The sequence below is a fragment of the Scytonema hofmannii PCC 7110 genome, assembly GCF_000346485.2.
Classification (GTDB): domain Bacteria; phylum Cyanobacteriota; class Cyanobacteriia; order Cyanobacteriales; family Nostocaceae; genus Scytonema; species Scytonema hofmannii.
The window spans coordinates 11,426,920-11,445,231 of sequence record NZ_KQ976354.1 but is presented as its reverse complement, the minus strand read 5'-3'; the positions used below and the strand labels follow the sequence as shown (position 1 = coordinate 11,445,231).

Genomic DNA, 18,312 nt, shown 5'->3' with positions numbered 1-18,312 from the left:
CTACTTATTTTTAAAATAAAAGGATAAGACTATGCCTTACAGCCAGTTTGATATTGAATCCATTCGAGAAACTTTTAAGATTACTTTAGTAGAAAAAGTCGGTAAATTTGAAGATGTTCCAGATGTTAGTTACAGCGACTACTTAGCTGAAACTCTTCGCTTCAATACACCAATAGCCTTAGCAATTAATTCAGAAAAATCACGTTCAGAAATGATTATTGCGCCAATTTTATTAGAATTAAAGCGACTATACCCTCAAAAAGTAAGTTTATTTTCAGGTAAAGATTTTACTGTTGATGTAGAAAAAGGTTTAAATGGTTTTTGTGATTTTCTTATCAGTCGTTCTCCGGAACAATTAGTGATTACATCACCAGTTATTACAGTAGTAGAAGCCAAAAACGAGAATATTGAATCGGGTTTAGGACAGTGTATGGCAGAAATGATTGCATCTCAGATTTTTAACCAGAAAAAAGGCAAACAGGTTTCTCAAATACTTGGTGCTGTCACGACTGGAAGTAGTTGGAAGTTTATGCAGTTAAAAGAAACAACCATAGAAATTGATTTAAATGAATATTTTTTGAACCAAGTTAGTAAAATTTTAGGAATTCTCAGCTTGGGATTGGAAGAAAGTTAGTTTTAAGAAAGCGTATTTTTCCTTTAGGAATAAGATAATGTTTGATACTTTTCAACCTAGTTCTGTCTTTGCTGTAGTTGTCGTTGTTTCTAGTCTTGCACTTCTCGGTTATTTTTCTTGGAAAACTTTAATTACTTCCAACCTTTTCCAGAAAGGAGTGACGCTTTACCAGCAAGAGGATTACAAAAATGCAGAAGCAGCTTTTCGCCAAGTCATTGCTATAAATTCAACAAATGATGTCGTTCACCTGCTTTTAGGCGATACTTTAATGCAGCAAGGTAAAGTAGAAGAAGCAACCCAACAATTTCAAGATGTCATTAACCGCGCACCAAAAAAAGTCGATGCTTATTTGCGTCTGTCCAATGCTTTGATGCGACTAGAAAGAAAAGAGTCAGCAATTACTACACTGCAACAAGCAAGAGACTTACTCCAAGCACAGCGTCAATCGCAAAAATTAGAAGAAGTCAATCGTGTTCTTGAAAAACTCAAGAAATAATAACCGCAGATGGACGCGGACAAACGCAGATAGAACAGAACAGTATCAGCGTCCGTCTGCGTCCATCTGCGGTTCAGAATATAAAAGTTGTAAGACTCATGAATAAACCAAAAGGGAAAGTCTATCTTGTCGGTGCTGGACCTGGAAATATTGCATACCTAACAGTCCAAGCCTACAAACTTTTATTGATCGCTGAAGTATTGATCTATGATGCTCTCGTAGATACAGAGTTACTGCAACACTTACCACCAAACTGCTTGCAAGTCAATGTGGGAAAACGAGGCGGTCAACCCAGTACACCTCAAACCGAAATTAACAACTTACTTGTGAAGTATTGCCAAATGGGACGAAAAGTGATGCGTCTTAAGTCCGGCGATCCTTTTATTTTTGGTCGCTGTACTTCTGAAATTGAAGCGTTAAAAGCAGCTGATTGTGCTTTTGAAGTGATACCGGGAATATCCTCCGCCCTAGCAGCCCCTTTATTTGCTGGAATACCTCTCACAGATCCAGTCATGAGCCGATGTTTTGCTGTTTTGACAGCTCACGAACCAGATGCTTTAGACTGGGAAGCTTTATCACGCTTGGAGACGCTTGTGATTTTGATGGGCAGTCAGCATCTAGGTGAAATTATACACCGACTTGTGCAGCAAGGGCGATCGCGTTCAACACCGATTGCCATTATCAAACGAGCAGCAACTCCCCAACAACAAATTTGGGTAGGTACGTTAGAAAATATACTTGAGCAAACATCTGGTGTCTCGCTTTCACCAGCTGTTATCGTTATTGGGCAAGTCGTAGGGCTGCGCCAGTACTTGCAACCTGAGAGAATATCTGTAGAGGAGTTTTCATTCTCCACAACCCCACATCTCGAAACTATGCACGCAAACCTCCCCCCATCCCCCCCTCTCCCCATCCCCCACTCCCCCTCTCTTCCCCTCACAGGTAAAACCGTTCTTGTGACACGCGCCGCCGGACAGTCAAGCCAATTTACACAAGCTCTCGCCTCACAGGGTGCAACTGTGATTGAAATGCCAACCATAGAAATTGTTCCGCCGTCAAGTTGGGAAGGTTTGGATAATGCTATTTCACAGATATCTAGCTTTCAGTGGTTGATTCTTACTTCTACCAATGGTGTAGACTACTTTTTTGAACGGTTGTTTGCTCAAGGTAAAGATGCTCGGACTTTATCTGGTATCAAAATTGCTGTTGTTGGAGAAAAGACAGCCCAAAGCCTCAAACAACGGTGTCTCCAAGCAGATTTTATCCCCCCCAACTTTGTTGCAGATTCTTTGGTAGAAAACTTTCCTGAAGAACTCACGGATAAAAAAGTTTTATTCCCTAGAGTAGAAAACGGTGGACGGGAAATTTTAATGCAGGAATTCACTGCAAAAGGCGCACTTGTTGTAGAAGTGGCGGCTTATCAATCTCGCTGTCCGGAAGATGTACCGCCCTCAGCAGAGTTAGCACTTCAAAATGGAAGTGTGGATGTTATTACCTTTACCAGTTCTAAAACCGTACAATTTTTTTATCAACTGATACAAAAGGTGTTCTCTAAGAATTCTCAAGAAGATTCTTCATTGATGATACGAGAAGTGTCAAGCCCCCAGCCGATCGCACAATCTCTAGAGAATGTTTGTATTGCTTCTATTGGTCCTCAAACCTCCAAAACTTGTCGTTCTTTATTTGGACGCGTGGATATAGAAGCAAGAGAATATACCTTGGAGGGATTGACACAAGCAATGATCGAGTGGGCGACTGTTTCTTAAGGAGTCAGTCACGATCTAAATTTTACAATGACTTTTAGACAAAGATAAAATCTTGAGAAATGATGACATTAGCAGTGTTGTTCACAAGACCAATTCGGTCTCCTTTATAGTAAATATCAACTACACCTGAATCACCTATATTGGGATAAGACTTAAGGGTATAGTCATTTGCACTGCCGAAGACTTGAATTTTATCGCCTTGAGTCCAGTCAAAATCCCAAATTGCCGCGTAGCCCAATGAATTGCCCGCTCCTTTGTAGAAAGCTCCAGAGGCATCGCCAAGCACGAAGGTATCTGCGCCTTCGCCACCGTAAAGGTCGTCGTATTCAACACCGCTGCCAAAACCATTGAGGATGTCATCACCTGCTCCACCGTAGAGGAGGTCATCACCAAGATAGCCTTTGAGAGTGTCGTTGCCTTCATTCCCATATATGATGTCACGTCCATTATTTCCCCAAATAAAATCGTTACCTCCCAAACCTTGTGCATAGAGGTTATTAGGACCTGTGTAATTGAAGTAGTCGTCTCCAGAAGTGCCAGTATAGTATTCAGTCGTCATTTGAGATGCTCCTAAATTTTGAGTTGAATTTGAAGTTCACAAGAATCTTCCTCTGTGTCTTCCTGTCTATAACTCAAGTCAAAAAGCTATAGTTTTCTGCAAAATCTCAAATATGAATTTCTGTCAAAGAACAGTAAATACAGATTTAATATCACGACTCAAGCACAATACCACTGCTGCTTAAATAACAAAATTTTCAATGACACTGACATCACCCAGAGTGACTTTGACACCAAAACTGTCTCCTAATTGTCCGCTAAACTCCAATTCAATCGTCTTGTTGTCGCTTCCCGCTTGAATATCCATGACCACTTCTCCCTCCTCATTCAACACCATCAACTGTAGATTGGTAGGAAGATAGGTTTGGGCTTCGGAGGGCTGGACTTCCACGGCAATGTCAATTTCGCTTTGAGATTTTTCAGTAACGGTGACAATCATCACCACCGCTTGTTCCGGGTTTCCCAACTCTATCAGCTTACAACGCCTCATATCTGATTGGGTAAGGCTTCTAAAGCTAAAACCTAGCTGAGTAGGTTTTGTACCCAAAATAGCTTCCACTGCTTGCCAACCAGCTTCAAAAATCCCTTCATACCATTGGCTGAGATTGACTGTAGATATAATGTTATTTAGGTATTCTGGCAATTCATTCAGCGATCGCAATTGGCTTATAGGTAACTCTGACTGTACTACTTTGTCGGCAAATCCGAGCACTGTTGCTTCTCGTAACGATTCATTTAGCTGCACAGCAACATAGCCAATTCTTTCTGAGAAAACTTCTGCGGGAATGTAAACAACCTCTGTCTTTGGTAATACAGGTCTACACTCCAACTTGCCATAATTTTTCACCATTAGATCGGCTACATCCATCAGCGTTTGCATTGCGGGGTTAAAACTGTAGCTTTTCTCCCAGTCTGTTTCAAATCCCCTGCTTTGTAAATAAATATTGACTGCGTATATTGCTAGTGTGTTAAGATATACCTGTTTACCTTTGTCAGGATTGGATTGATAAAGTCGAAATTGTTCCGCTTGCGAATGAGCTTTCAAAGCTAGCGGCACTGTGAAAGTCCAAGGTTCAAGTCTGGAATTAATCAATGATTCATCGAGTATAAATTCTGACATTGTACGATTGAAAGAACTCTGAAATTCTTGTCTGCATTACCAGAACTGGGAGCGAAATTTTTCGCAACAACGTAAAAAGAAAACGCTTAAGGTTGATACTGAAATTTTAAATTCTGCTGAAACTTCTTCCCAAGTTTTGCCCGAAAATCTTGCCAATGCTATGGCTTGAAAAGTGGCATCTGGTCTACTTCTAATATATGCCTGCTTAAAAAGGTTTTCAGCATCTTCTTCTATTTTTTCACGAATAATGTCAAATAATGAAGGCAGTTCTTCTTGTTTTACTATCGTCTCTAGCTCGGAAATCGACGGTAATTGTCTGACATTAGGATCGTTGAATTCACGAGATAATTCTATAATGACCCTATCGAGTCGGAAATTAACCCAGTTCATAAATTTTTTGTTACCTCGTTCTGGGTCATAATTATCAATTTTTCGGCAAACATAGGCTAAAGTTTTATTAACGGCTTCATCATAAAGCAGTTCATAAAACTGAGGAGATGAGAACGTTTTTTGATGCGGGTGAGCAAGCCTACCTGATAGCCGAATGGCCTCAACCAGTTCTCCTAAACCATACTGCCGTAATTTATTGTTAGGTGGATGCCGTTGGGCTTCTATTGCTAAACTCTTAAGCCGATTATCATCTAGGATTTTTTTAAAAGCCCGATCTCGTAGATATGCAAGCCACCCTCTTATGGAACAGAGTGTAGGGTCATAATTATCCAATTCCTCATTAATATTATACAAAAGTTCTTGTCGTACCTGCTCGTAAATTTCCTTGTATACCCCAAATAGAGGTTGAGCAACAGGCGGACGAGCAACTTTGCGCGATCGCATTATTTCATCAACGAGTCGAGAGAGTGTCAATTGACGCTCTTGGGACTGAGGAACGTGCTGTTGCGATTGTGTTGCTAGCTGTTCGAGTCGCGTATCTATACTTATGAAAGTATCACTGGACGTGCAACTCGTTAATAGAGCATTCCCATCTGTTTTCATTTGTTTGAATAACTCGGTGAAGCACCATTATTGATGACTGGGTTGTATCCGATGAACTCAGAGACTTTGCGCTAAAAATTGGAAACCTATAGTTTTATTCGGCTCTAACAGGCAGTATTACGTGTTTTGTTACAAAAATTTATTTTTGCCATTTTGTAGAAAACATGAATTGACGCTTCTTTAGTATATGAGGGAAAAATATAAAACTTTTATTAAATGAGTATATTTTTTTTATAAAGATAATTTGAATTACAGGATAATTACCAGTATGTATGCTTTATTGGTTAAGTGTCAAAGCTTCCTGAATATGCCGAAAAATTGGGGTGGCTCTTCTGCAATAGCAGCAGTTACATTTGGCATGGAATACTCCATTCACAATATCTCCACCTCAAGAACAGTAGGGCGAGAAGCGAAAATTTGGAGGTACTTCAATGGGTTATTTATTAAGTTTAAGTGACTTAAAGAAGGTTATAGCGGTAGGCACAATTTTCTCAATAGTAGCGACTTTAGCTCCTGCGTCTGCTCAAGCTATTAGAATCGGTAAGGCTTCTGGAAGTTCAATTAACAGTGGTTCTTTTAATTTTGATATAGTTACTGTTGACGATGTAACTAAAGATGATGAGAGTGTAGGATTTTTCCCTGAAGCTATCCAGAACTTTAATATCAGTAATCAATCATTAGGTTCGAGAAATTTTGAGATTTGTGGCAATCTAGTTTGTCCGCCAGGAAATGTGACGGTTACTAGACTTAGAACAGATCCTGCGTCTGGTAATGTTTTAAATCTCAATATTGGCTCTGATAATCAACAGATTAACTTAAAACAGCTTCAGGAATTGTTTGCTATTAAGTTACCATCCAATCCTGATTTTTTTGAGAATGATGATGTAGTGAGGTATGACGTTACATTTGACAGTAATCCTCAACCTGATTTGATTTTTTTAATCCAGTCAAACGATCCTAACATCATTAATAATTTATCAATTTTAAGTCAATTTACTGATAGCGAAATACTAGGATTTTTCCCTAGTCTTGTTGTTGCTTTCAATAACGAGCAGAATGTTGGGACTAACAGCGGTGTATTTAAATTTTCCCTGCAATTCCCATCTCAACCAGTTCCCGAACCTCAAGCTAACAATGCTTTGCTGGGTGTAGGGGTTTTGGGTGCAGTGTTATTAATGAAGAGCAATCAGCGTTTGAAGAAGCCTGTTGAATACAAAAAGCATCAGCTATAGAGTAGTTAAATCAATTGAGAGACAAAGAAAGTCGGTATTTTTCAGATAGCGGGTTTCTTTATCGCTCTGTTCTCTCACAACTCCAATAGGATTGCTATAGCTTGTCATAAAAATACACTATTTAATAGGTTTAATTTAGACCAGAATAGAAGTAAACCTTAGTCTGGCAAATATAAGGGTATTCAGCTTATGAACCCCTTGAGACTGCAGTCCTGGAGCTTTAGTGGGAGCTTTTTGCTTTGGCTGTTAGCTTTAAACCCAACAGCAGCAGAAATTATCCCAGATACTACGCTCCCCAACAATTCTACCGTTACTCCCTCTGGCAATACCAGAATCATTGAAGGAGGAACTCAACAGGGTAACAATCTGTTTCACAGCTTTCGGGAGTTTTCGTTTTCTACCCAAACTGCTGACACTACTGGAGACACTGCCTTTTTTAACAATGATTTGGCAGTTAGGAACATCATCACTCGGATAACAGGTGGGTCGCGCTCTATTATAGATGGCACAATTCAAGCTAACGGCACGGCTAATCTATTTTTTATCAATCCCAATGGCATTATCTTCGGACAAAATGCCAGTTTGCAGATTCGGGGTTCGTTTATAGCAAGTACAGCTACCAGCTTGAAGTTTTCTGATAGCACAGAATTTAGTGCGATCGCTCCTCAAACATCTGGGCTATTAACTGTAAGTGTTCCCATTGGTTTGCAATTCGGTTCCAATCCTAGAGAGATTGTTAACCAATCTCAAGCAAGTCCAAATCTTAATCGTCTTGATTCCCCAGTCGGGCTACAGGTTCTAAGTGGTAAGACTTTAGCGTTGGTGGGAGGTAATGTCTCTCTTGTGGGTGGCAATTTGACAGCAGCTGGTGGAAGAATTGAGCTGGGTAGTGTTGCTGACGGTGGTTTAGTCAAACTAAGTGAAATTGAAACAGGTTTTACACTGGAGTATGCTGGTTTTAAGAACTTTGGCGATATTCAGCTCTCACGCGGCGCTCAAATTGATACTAGTGATTTTGAAAGTGGTGCTATTCAGTTACAGGGAAGAAATATAACTCTCAATGAGAATTCACTAATTATTGCGATCGCGCTTGGGTCAAAAAGAGGGGAAAATTTAGCAATTAATGCCACCGGATCTGTAAACCTAAGTGGAAGTTCACAAATTGGAACTTTTGCTGAAAGTGAAGGTCAAGCTGGGGATGTTTCAGTAAGAGCCTTGGATTCTATAGAACTGGTGGGAACAGCGTTTCTAGGTTCTCAAGTCTGCGTCAGTTCTTTGTGTGAAAGCGTTACGGGCAATGGTGGTAACTTATTCATTGAAACAAGGAGACTGCTAATTCAAGATGGATCGATAGTTGATGCTTCTACATTTGGGGCGGGTCAAGCAGGGAATGTCATTGTGAAGGCATTAGATATTATAGAACTCGTTGGCACAACACAAAATGGATTACCTAGCGGTATTTTTGCTCAAGTTGCCGATCAAGCCATCGATAATCCTGGCAATGCAGGAACTCTAAATCTTGAAACTCAACGGTTGATTGTCAAGGGAGGCGCACAAATATCAACAGCTGCTCGGAAAGGGGGAAATGGTGGAAATTTGACTATCAACGCCTCAGATTTGATTCAACTGAGTGGAACTTCGCCATTAGCCACAGCTTCACTTCTGGATAGTCATCGCAGTGGAATTTTTGTCTCAGCTGAGCCAGAAGCTACAGGTAATGTTGGAATCTTAAACATCAGTACAGGAGTACTGACTGTCGAGGGTGGAGCCAGAATATCAGCTGATAATTTGGGTACAGGTAAAGGAGCAATACAGAGTATAAACGTCAGGCAACTAGTGATTCAAAATGGGGGAGAAGTGAGATCGGGTTCATTTGCAGAAGGCTCAGGGGGAACTTTGACCATCAACGCTGCTGAGTCTGTAGAAGTTACGGGTAGGGGAACAATTGGCTCCGAGGTGATTCCCAGTACCTTGTTTACTAGAGCTGAAGCTACTGGAAAGGCGGGTAACTTAGCTGTGACAACTCAGCGTTTGAATGTTAAAAATGGTGCAGAAGTGACTGTTAGCAGTACAGGCTTAGGACAAGCAGGTAACCTGGAAATCACAGCGCGTTCTCTGAAATTGGATAACGAAGGCAAGCTTATTGGTAAAACTACCTCATCTGATGGTGGCAACATTACACTTAACTTGCGGGACTTGTTACTACTGCGCCGCAACAGTGAGATTTCTACTTCTGCAGGCACAGCTTCTGCTGGCGGTAACGGTGGTGCGATCGCAATCAATATTCCTGATGGCTTTATTGTTACCGTACCTTCAGAAAACAGCGACATGACTGCTAATGCTTTCAGTGGAAAGGGAGGCAGTGTGACTCTTAATGCTACTGGCATCTTTGGTTTAGTACCGCGCAGTCGAAACGAACTAGAGCAGCTTTTAGGAACAACAGACTCGACTCAATTAGATCCCACTTTGCTACCTACTAATGACGTTACCGCCATTTCACAACAAAATCCATCCTTAAATGGGCAAGTCATTATTAATACACCAGATGTCGATCCCAGTCAAGGATTAGTCCAATTACCAACAGAGCCAGTCAACGTGGAAGTGGTACAGGGCTGTCAAGCAGGTGGACAGCAGTCATCATCTGTTGCGTTTTTTAACACTGGTAAAGGAGGTTTACCAGTAAATCCTTACGAACCTCTCAGCAGTAGTAACATTTGGGAAGATGTGTCAGCACCACTTCAGGTGACAGATGGGGGGAGAACAAGACAAGGGAGAAGCTTAGTAAACTTACCTGACAAAATTGTGGAAGCTCAAGGGTGGGTCACTAATAAAAAAGGGGAAGTTATCCTCGTAGCAGAGATACCTGCTATCCATTCTCAGAATCTTTGTCGCTTTCATTAGGCTCCTAAAAATTAGAAACTCTAAATCTTATTCAGATCTATACTGTGAACGGTTAACAACTGTTTTTTCTCACAATGGTTCCACAGCATTTGTAGGGGCGCAATGCCTTGCGCCCCTAAAGTTGGGTGTATTTGATACAACTGAGAACCGCTATATATATTTTGTTACAAAAGTTGTTTTTTACCATTTTGTAGAAAACTCTAGCTTTTTCACTTGAGTTATAAACAGAAGGAATCTTTTAAACCTTTAGGATTTAATCACAAAGCTTGTAAAAGGAGATAGCAAATGACTACTAATATTTCCTATACTTTCACTTACTATTATGGTGATGGGGAGTACTACAAAGGTTACGGCTATACAACATCTGACTCTAACTACTACGCTGGTCAGCGTATAGATGAAACCTCAGCTAACGAAACTGGGCTTACTGGTTACTACGTCATTGACTCTGTAAAGCCAACCTCGCTAACTGCTTACAACGGAGAGGTTGTAATAACGGAGTACTATGACAAAGATAGTAATTTAATTGCAGATAATAATCGAGCCGGAGGGGAACCGGGACATTTGCATAACTACCCCTATAACCCATCTACTGATGTAAATCTAGGTGTCGGACATAATGGATTAGGTAGTGAAGCAGGACTTGCTCATATTGATGGTCATCCCTTCGGATTTGATCTAGAAACCTTTGCTGTATTCAATAAATCTAACGAGGCTGATTTGGCTCCTGAGAGTCCAGGTGATGACGTAATTGAAGGAGGCGCAGGTAACCAAGTCATTTATGGCGGTAAGGGTAACGACCTTCTCTTTGGTGATGCGATACTAGGAGGGTTATCAGCCCCTAGTGGCGATGACTTCCTGATTGGCGGGGATGGTAATGACGGGCTCTATGGTGGTGGTGGGAACGACAAGTTAAATGGGGGTTGGGGTGATGATTACCTCAATGGATATGGAGGTTACAGTGATTCTGAAACGGATATCATGACTGGCGGTGCTGGGGCGGATACGTTTGGACTCGGTTACAACTGGCGCTCTTCCTCAAATGTTGATATCTACTATCTAGGCTCCGGAAATGCTGCGATCACAGATTTTAAAGCATGGGAGGGCGATAAGATTCGGATAGGTGGCAACATTAATGATTATACGTTGGTGAAAGACCAGAACTTGATTGGCAACTCAGGCTTAGATACCGCTATCTACAGATACGGTGATTTAATTGCTATCGTGCAAGACACCACCAATGTCGCCTCTCAAGATTTTACGATTGCTTAACTGGTTGAGGAAACGACATAAAAACTTGTCGTTCCGCCAAAAGAGCTAAAATACAAACTCATGGAATAGAGGAAGAGGTAAATGATGCTCGTCCCTTCCTCCCATTCCATGTTGCTAGTTAGTCGCAAAAAACGGTATCATTAAGATACAAAAAACGGGATCGCTAGTACTACTAAATACCAATTTTTTTTGATTTTGTACTTAAAATAAGGTATTTTTTGATAACTAGCAACTTGGGTAAGTAGGAAATTGGCTGTTATATGGTAGTCTGACTTTTAACCTAAGTTAGGTGTTTTCTATTGACGAGTACAGAACATTCCATAAACACTACCATTCCATTTTGAAAAGCCACTAGCATAGCCCTGGTTCCATGTATGCATTGCTAAAAACCACTGCGTTTGATTGCTCTGAACAGATAGAGGTAGTACGTGATCTTTACGTTCGGTAGGAGGATCGATTGAAGGATCGTAACTTCTTTGTATAACAGCCCAATGATCGTTACCTATTTGCCCTATGACCGAACCATAATGCAGCCAGAACTTGACTTGTACTGGAGGGTGACCGTCGTTATTGCAAGTCCATGTTCCTATCCAATCTGAGGCTGTTAGCGCTTCTGCTTTTTGGGAGGTTGATAAACAAAGACCTACTACATTTATTACGCTCACCCCTAAGAAAAGTGGTACTAGACGGGTGATTTTTTTCATCCAAGTTTTGCTGGTGGCGTAAAGACTACCCATTCTTATCTCTCCTTATTTAATGCATTTATTTTGACTATCTGCTGACTAACTAAAATACTCTTATGTGTGTTTGAACAAAGGGTTAAGCTTTTTTCCGTCGTTCTGTCTATAACTCCACTGAAAAACCTAGAGTTTTCTGCAAAATTTTCAATATTAATTTATGTTAAGATATATTCACTACTCAGCCTTGCTATGAGTACCTATCTATATAATCAGAAAACTGCTTTATAATAGGGAGACTGTGGTTAAATTAACCTCACATATGTGCCTGAAGCAAATCCAGAAACAGCACAAAGATTGATGCCTGCATTCGACCTTTACGAGGCTGACTTTTATGCTTGGACACAGGAACAAGCAAAGTTACTCCGCGCTCACCAGTGGAGCAAAATCGACTTACCAAACCTGATTGAGGAAATTGAATCTTTGGGGAAGCAGCAACGCCAAGAACTTCGCAACCGTTTGAGCGTGCTGATTGGACATTTGCGGAAATGGGAATACCAACCCCAACGCCGCAGCCGTAGTTGGCTAGCAACACTTCGCGTACAGCGTCGCGATACATTAGGGTTACTCAGAGACAACCCCAGCCTCAAGCCTTACCTTGACGGTGCATTACCAGAAGCATATGAAAATGCCAGGGACTTAGCATTGGGAGAAACAGATTTACCAGAGCAAACCTTTTCTCTCGATTGTCCTTACACCTTAACCGAGATTTTGGACAATTGTTTCTATCCTGGTGAGCCAAGTGAATTAGTAGATAAATTGGAATCATGAAAGCTTGACAGCCGTGGTCGGCTGTGCAATAACATCATGCCATCAATCTCGTTGAGCAGCAATCAGAATTTCTTTAACAGATGTTAGCGCTGATTCCAAAGCACCTTGTATCCAGGCATGATCTGTTGAAGCGTGTTCTCCAGCAAAATAGATGCGACCTTCAGGTGCAATGACATCTTTGTATAAACTTGTCTGCTGATAAGGCGACAAGAATGTGAATGCTCCACCACTCCAACGGTGGTTGTCCCAAGACCAACTCACCATTTTGTCTATCACTCCATTCTGATTAATCTGAGGATGGATCTTGCTCAGCCACTGCTGAGTTTGGGAGTGTCGTTCCTGAGGAGATAAATCCCCCAAACGGCGTGCTTGACTTCCCCACGTGTAAGAAGCTAACATCACGGCTGGTCTAGCTGAAATGTTAGGATCTCTATTCTGTGCATTGTCTGAAGGATAGTAGGTAGTAGAAATTGGCAAATCACTAAATGAACCACCGCCATAGATGCCATCATCTGTTTCCCAGAAACGACGGTTAGCGATCGCCAGCACTTTTGTCGAAGAATCATAAGTCAGATCGCGAATAGCTCTTTTCTTAGCTGGAGAAAAAGGAGTCTCAAGCCGAGCTAGCACGGGAAAGGGTATCGTACAGATCGCAAAATCTCCCTCTTCCGAGTTGGTTTGACCATCTTCGACATAAATTACTCTTGCTTTCCGAACTGCGTCATCCCGTTCTATGGCGATCGCTTCGCAGCCCAATTTCGGTTGAGACTTGAGTTTAGCTGCTAGTGCTTTGGGGAGAAGGTCTGAACCGCCAACAATTTCTTCTAAGTCAGAGTAATTTCCCGCATCACGTATATGACCAAGGGCAGAGAAGTACATTTCCGTACCTAGTAAGCCGTAAGCTGCTAACAACATCTCAATAGCATCAGTTGAGAATCCCGCAGCACGACATAATTGCAGCAATGATTTTTCATCCAACTCGCGCACAGCAGCGCTTTGAATTGACGTAGCAAATATCTCTTCTTTTTCTTTTTCGCTGAGGTTGTTGACATAACTATCAACAGCCGTAGCCCAAACATCATCGGGGGTCAACTGCTTCTCATTACCCTTGAGTTCATAGATGGAACTAAGCCGTGTCACCTCTGCGACTCGCAGGCGCTCACCTCGCATATAGTAATATCCATTGGGATTACCACTCACAAAGTTACGCAGTTGCAAACCACATTCTTTGATATAGTGATGCGTTAAGTCATGGCTTTTCGGAATTCGCATTGCGCCTGCTTCCCCATACAAACCATCTTCAAATCGCAGGGTGCGAACGCGACCTCCAATATGACTGCGATCGGCTTCAAGAATGACGCAGGTGTGTCCGCGTTTCTCTAATTCATAAGCAGCACAAAGCCCTGCCATCCCTGCTCCCAAAATCACAACTTTTAATGGTCTGCCTGACTGAGGAAGGTTATCTAGGTCACTTAAGATCCCCTTGGACTTGCTCGCTGCCTTACCCTTGGCTTTAGTTAAACTTTTTAATTCTGGGTAAATATTAAAGTCATTTAATACTTTTTGATATTTAAATTTTTCTGAAGCTGTTGCTCTACTTATATCTCTTAATTGACTGAATCCTGAAGTTAATGCAGCTCCTCCTGCTAAACCAAGACTACCTAAAAACCAACGACGATTGAAGGAAAAAAATTTGTTTGGGTTACTCATATTTGATAGTAAAAGGACTTGATGTTTGACTAATTAATCAACTAAGTCAAGGCTCAATAGATGCTTTTTAGAGATAAGTCAATACTTTTTACCAGAAGACATCCGGGAATTCCCATAGAGCCACAATCGATCTTGGATAATTATTTCCCAAGAGTTTATTGAGCGCGGGGGCGAGTTTGGGGTAGAGGAAAGATATAAAGTCAAGGGGACAAAGGAAATTATTAATTAGTGAATCTAGAGTAAATATCATACAGTTGTTTGATTATTATTACAAGTTTTTTATAGTTTTATGCTTTAAGTAATAACTACATAACCTGAAATAATGGCTACATAATTAGCAACGTAGTAGAGCAAATAAGAGTGACAAAGTATACTATTTACTGTAATTTAAATATTAAATTTTGTTAAAAATGCAAGAATTTCTGACTGTTTAACGGCAGTATATAGCAGTTACAGGTAAAATATGATACAAAAATGCAGTTTGAGTTAGCTGCTCAATCAAACTGCACTTTTGAATTTTGAGAGATTTTTCTAGAGTTAAAGCTTGGGAACGCGCTGCTCATAGGAGCAGCTTTTCACTTTTAATGGCGATCGCGCGTTAAGTCGTCCATCACCTTTTCCAAAATCCATTCCTCTGATCTACCAGGATTTTTCGTTCTCTGGTTACTCACCAAGCGATTAGCAGTATTGCTGTCACCGTGAACTAATTTGACCAGTTGACCAAATAACTCTCTGGTTCGTTTGTTATGAGGTATTGCTGTTGGCCAAGGCGTTAGTCCTGGATCGTTGGTAACTGGAAGTACGGGTGCTATTTTCTGCTCTGGCACTTCCTTTTTTGATACAGTTTTAGCGGTCACTGGTGGTACGGGTGCTACTTTCTGTAGTGCAATTGGAAGTTGGGATGGTAATTGAGTTGGTGGTACTGCCAAAGAAGGTTTATGCACTGTTACAGTTTTTGGAGGGATTACAGATTTGCTGATAGTCACAGCTTGAGATTTCGTCTGTTTCTGTTGATAAATTTCGTGAATTAGCATGGCTAAAAGCACGATACCGATCGCAATCAAAATAAGAGGTAGAGTTTCCATAGCTAACGGAGTTATTGAACACAACTCAGTCATGCTAGGAGTCACCTCAAATTTACAATGGTGATTCCTCCTAATCTTTATGAAGAAAATGCAAAACCGTCCTACCAGTGATAGGACGGTTTATTGCCGATCGCACTCCCCTCTGGTATTGTGACTGTTATGTGACTAGAGTGAAAACTTACACCTTAACCGAGATTTTGGACAATTGTTTCTATCCTGGTGAACCGAGTGAATTAGTAGATAAATTGGAATCATGAAAGCTTGACAGCAGCGATCGGCTATGCAATAACATCATGCCATACCATCGATTACTCAAACTCATTCTTCTAGCATTGCTAGCACTCATAACAACTTTAGGTCTACCAGTTCTCTCATCTCAACAAGTTGTAGGTACTTCGGTTGTCAGTCAACAGACTTCAAATGCTTATTTGTTACTCAAACAGGGTATAGAGTTTTATGAGGCTGAACGGTTTCCAGAAGCAGTAGAAGTTTGGAAACAAGCTGCTTCAGCCTTTGGAAGTCAAGAAGATAATCTAAACTTAGCATTGGTGCTGCGCTATCTTTCCTTAGCTTATCAGCATTTAGGACAGTGGCAAGACGCAGAAGAAGCGATTCGTAAGGCGATCGCTTCACTTCACTCCCCAAATTTTCAACTCTTGGCTCATAATCAGAATAAATATGATATAAAACACTACTTTGACATTTTTGCTAAAACTTTAAACACTCTCGGTCGCCTACAATGGTCAAAGGGAGAGTGGTCTGAAGCTGTAGAAACCTGGAAGCAAGCAGCAACTACCTACAAAAAAGCTGACAATTACGCAGGTGCAATCGGTAGCTTAATTAACCAAGCAACTGCATTACAGGCAATAGGGTTAAATAGTCAAGCACAAACAGAGTTACAAAACTTAGAAAAAATTATACAGCAGCAATCAGACCCAAATATCAAGGCGACTGGCTTGCAGAGTCTCGGTGAAGCACTTAGAAGAATTGGTAATCTCAAACAATCACAGGAGGTTTTGCGCAAAAGCTTGCAAGTGGCTCAAGAATTTCAACTCTCTAAAACACAAGGTTCTGTTTTGCTGGAATTGGGTAACACTGAACGTGCTTTGAGTAACAGAGCGATCGCTATCGGTAAGGATGCTCAAAAATACACTCAAGCTGCGATCGCATACTATCAACAAGCAGCTAACTCTCCTTCTGTACAACTCCAAGCTGAGTTGAATTTGCTGAGCTTCTTTGTTGAGACAGGAGAATGGTCAGAAGTGGTGAAACTGCAACCAAAAATTCAACAGTTGCTGACTCACTTACCTCCGAGTCAAGCAACTGTCTATGCCAAAGTTAACTTTGCCCAAAGTTTAACTTGTTTGTTGCCGGGTGTTGACATAAAGCAATTTTCATGCGTAACTCGTGAACGGCAGAGCGAACTGAAAGACAATCCCCCGCAGGCAATTCTGAGCACAACTTCATATTCAGAAATAGCCGAAATTTTAACCACTGCTATCGAGCAAGCTCGCAGTTTAAAACAGCAAAGAGCCGAATCCTATGCTTTGGGACAACTAGGAAGGCTAAATGAACTGACCAAACGGGAATCAATTGCTCAAAACCTAACTCAGCAAGCTCTGCTGATAGCTGAGGAAATTCAAGCTCCTGATATTCGCTATCGTTGGGAATGGCAAATGGGGCGTTTGTGGGAAAAACTTGGGGATAAGAAAAGAGCGATCGCAGCCTACAAAGAAGCTCTCAACTCCCTCAAATCCATCCGCAGTGATTTGCTTAGCATCAATGCAGATGTACAGTTCTCTTTTCGAGACAATGTAGAACCAATCCATCGTCAGCTAGTAAATTTGCTATTACAGGAGGAAGACAAATCTCAACCGAGTCAAGAAAATCTTCACGACGCCATTAATGTAATTGACTCATTGCAGCTAGCGGAACTAGAAAATTTCCTGAACTGTAACTTGAGTCAGACAGTACAGATTGTGTTGGACGTTGATAAACAAGACCTAAAAGTAAAATTTGATAAGTTAGATCCACAAGCTGCATTTATTTATCCCATCATTTTAAAAGACCGATTAGAAGTTGTTACCAAACTCCCAAAGCAATCTTTCAAGCATTATGCAGCCTTCGTAGATCGGACTGAAGTCGAAAAAACTGCACTAGAACTGCGAACAAGCATATTAAAGCGTAACCGCCCAGAAGAAGTTAGAGAAAAAGCTGCAAAACTATATGAATGGTTGCTCAAACCATTAGCGCAAGACTTAGAAATGAATCAAGAGGTCAAAACTTTAGTGTTTGTACTCGACGGGGTTTTAAGAAATCTTCCCATGTCAGTAATTTATGATACCCAACGGCAAGAGTATTTGATGCAGAAGCCCTACGCACTTGCTGTGCTTCCCAGTTTACAACCTTTTGACCTCCGACCATTACAGAGAGAACAGTTAGAAGTCTTGACAGCTGGAGTCAGTGAAGCGCGATCGCCATTTCCAGCACTACCCAATGTGGTAGAAGAACTGCAACAAATCGGGAGTGTCGTGCCTGCAAAGTCACTATTAAATCCTAAATTTACTACAGCCAATCTGCAACAGCAAATGAGTTCAGGAGTTTTCTCTGCCGTTCACATCGCCACTCATGGTAAGTTCAGTTCCGACCCCGAAGAGACATTTATTCTAACTTACGACAAGCTGTTGAAAACTAACGATTTGAACAACTTGTTAAAAAGTAACAACACTAACCCATTGAGAAAGATAGAATTACTCGTTCTCAGTGCGTGCGAGACCGCACGGGGAGATAACCGAGCGACTTTAGGACTAGCCGGAATCGCCGTGCGAGCAGGAGCACGCAGTACTCTAGCAACCTTGTGGCAAGTCAAAGATAGTTCGACTGCTGAATTGATGGGGCAGTTTTACAAAGAGTTAACCAATCCTAAAGTCACGAAAGCTGAAGCACTTCATCAGGCGCAGTTAGCTTTGTTTGAGAGATACAAAGCTCCTTACGACTGGTCACCTTATATTCTAGTTGGCAATTGGCATTAGACAAT

General features: G+C 41.2%; 14 protein-coding genes. 8 read left to right on the top strand and 6 right to left on the bottom strand.

Going from position 1 to position 18,312, the window contains the following annotated elements:
* The first annotated feature begins 31 nt into the window (after positions 1 to 31).
* The 3 genes from WA1_RS48215 (at position 32) to cobA (ending at position 2,896) form a co-directional block, all read left to right on the top strand.
* Positions 32 to 634 (top strand): hypothetical protein, encoded by a 603-nt coding sequence (locus tag WA1_RS48215; RefSeq protein WP_017742443.1) that lies wholly within the window; start codon positions 32 to 34, stop codon positions 632 to 634.
* 37 nt (positions 635 to 671) lie between these two features.
* Positions 672 to 1,130 (top strand): tetratricopeptide repeat protein, encoded by a 459-nt coding sequence (locus tag WA1_RS48210; RefSeq protein WP_017742444.1) that lies wholly within the window; start codon positions 672 to 674, stop codon positions 1,128 to 1,130.
* 98 nt (positions 1,131 to 1,228) lie between these two features.
* On the top strand, positions 1,229 to 2,896 hold the full coding sequence (cobA, locus tag WA1_RS48205) for a uroporphyrinogen-III C-methyltransferase (RefSeq protein ID WP_017742445.1): 1,668 nt from the start codon (positions 1,229 to 1,231) through the stop codon (positions 2,894 to 2,896).
* 34 nt (positions 2,897 to 2,930) lie between these two features.
* Here the strand turns inward: cobA and WA1_RS48200 are convergent, their stop codons facing one another.
* From WA1_RS48200 to WA1_RS48190, 3 genes are all read right to left on the bottom strand, one after another.
* Positions 2,931 to 3,455: a calcium-binding protein gene (locus tag WA1_RS48200; RefSeq protein ID WP_017742446.1), complete on the bottom strand. Its 525-nt coding sequence runs from the start codon at positions 3,453 to 3,455 to the stop codon at positions 2,931 to 2,933.
* 180 nt (positions 3,456 to 3,635) lie between these two features.
* Positions 3,636 to 4,574, bottom strand: coding sequence for a DUF1822 family protein (locus WA1_RS48195; protein ID WP_017742447.1), 939 nt, complete (start codon positions 4,572 to 4,574; stop codon positions 3,636 to 3,638).
* Between the two features lie 36 nt (positions 4,575 to 4,610).
* Complete coding sequence (locus tag WA1_RS48190) at positions 4,611 to 5,567, bottom strand: hypothetical protein (protein WP_017742448.1); 957 nt, start codon at positions 5,565 to 5,567, stop codon at positions 4,611 to 4,613.
* Positions 5,568 to 5,998: 431 nt separating this feature from the next.
* Between WA1_RS48190 and WA1_RS48185 the strand changes: the two genes are divergently transcribed.
* From WA1_RS48185 to WA1_RS48175, 3 genes are all read left to right on the top strand, one after another.
* Positions 5,999 to 6,799 (top strand): hypothetical protein, encoded by an 801-nt coding sequence (locus WA1_RS48185; RefSeq protein ID WP_017742449.1) that lies wholly within the window; start codon positions 5,999 to 6,001, stop codon positions 6,797 to 6,799.
* Positions 6,800 to 6,988: 189 nt separating this feature from the next.
* A complete protein-coding gene (locus WA1_RS48180) occupies positions 6,989 to 9,700 on the top strand; it encodes a two-partner secretion domain-containing protein (protein ID WP_017742450.1) in 2,712 nt (903 codons plus the stop codon).
* 285 nt (positions 9,701 to 9,985) lie between these two features.
* Positions 9,986 to 10,972 (top strand): hypothetical protein, encoded by a 987-nt coding sequence (locus WA1_RS48175; RefSeq protein ID WP_017742451.1) that lies wholly within the window; start codon positions 9,986 to 9,988, stop codon positions 10,970 to 10,972.
* 296 nt (positions 10,973 to 11,268) lie between these two features.
* Here the strand turns inward: WA1_RS48175 and WA1_RS48170 are convergent, their stop codons facing one another.
* A complete protein-coding gene (locus tag WA1_RS48170) occupies positions 11,269 to 11,709 on the bottom strand; it encodes a hypothetical protein (protein WP_017742452.1) in 441 nt (146 codons plus the stop codon).
* 264 nt (positions 11,710 to 11,973) lie between these two features.
* Between WA1_RS48170 and WA1_RS48165 the strand changes: the two genes are divergently transcribed.
* Positions 11,974 to 12,480, top strand: a complete 507-nt coding sequence (locus WA1_RS48165; protein ID WP_017742453.1) for a DUF29 domain-containing protein — start codon at positions 11,974 to 11,976, stop codon at positions 12,478 to 12,480.
* Positions 12,481 to 12,522: 42 nt separating this feature from the next.
* Here WA1_RS48165 and WA1_RS48160 read toward each other — a convergent pair whose 3' ends face one another.
* Together WA1_RS48160 and WA1_RS48155 are read right to left on the bottom strand one after the other, a co-directional pair.
* The gene (locus WA1_RS48160) at positions 12,523 to 14,190 is read right to left on the bottom strand and encodes an FAD-dependent oxidoreductase (protein ID WP_017742454.1); all 1,668 of its coding nucleotides are present in this window, start codon (positions 14,188 to 14,190) and stop codon (positions 12,523 to 12,525) included.
* 581 nt (positions 14,191 to 14,771) lie between these two features.
* The gene (locus tag WA1_RS48155; RefSeq protein WP_017742455.1) at positions 14,772 to 15,308 is read right to left on the bottom strand and encodes a hypothetical protein; all 537 of its coding nucleotides are present in this window, start codon (positions 15,306 to 15,308) and stop codon (positions 14,772 to 14,774) included.
* A gap of 260 nt (positions 15,309 to 15,568) precedes the next feature.
* On the opposite strand from WA1_RS48155, the gene WA1_RS48150 reads away from it, so the two are divergent.
* Positions 15,569 to 18,307, top strand: coding sequence for a CHAT domain-containing protein (locus tag WA1_RS48150; RefSeq protein WP_017742456.1), 2,739 nt, complete (start codon positions 15,569 to 15,571; stop codon positions 18,305 to 18,307).
* The last annotated feature ends 5 nt before the right edge of the window (positions 18,308 to 18,312 follow it).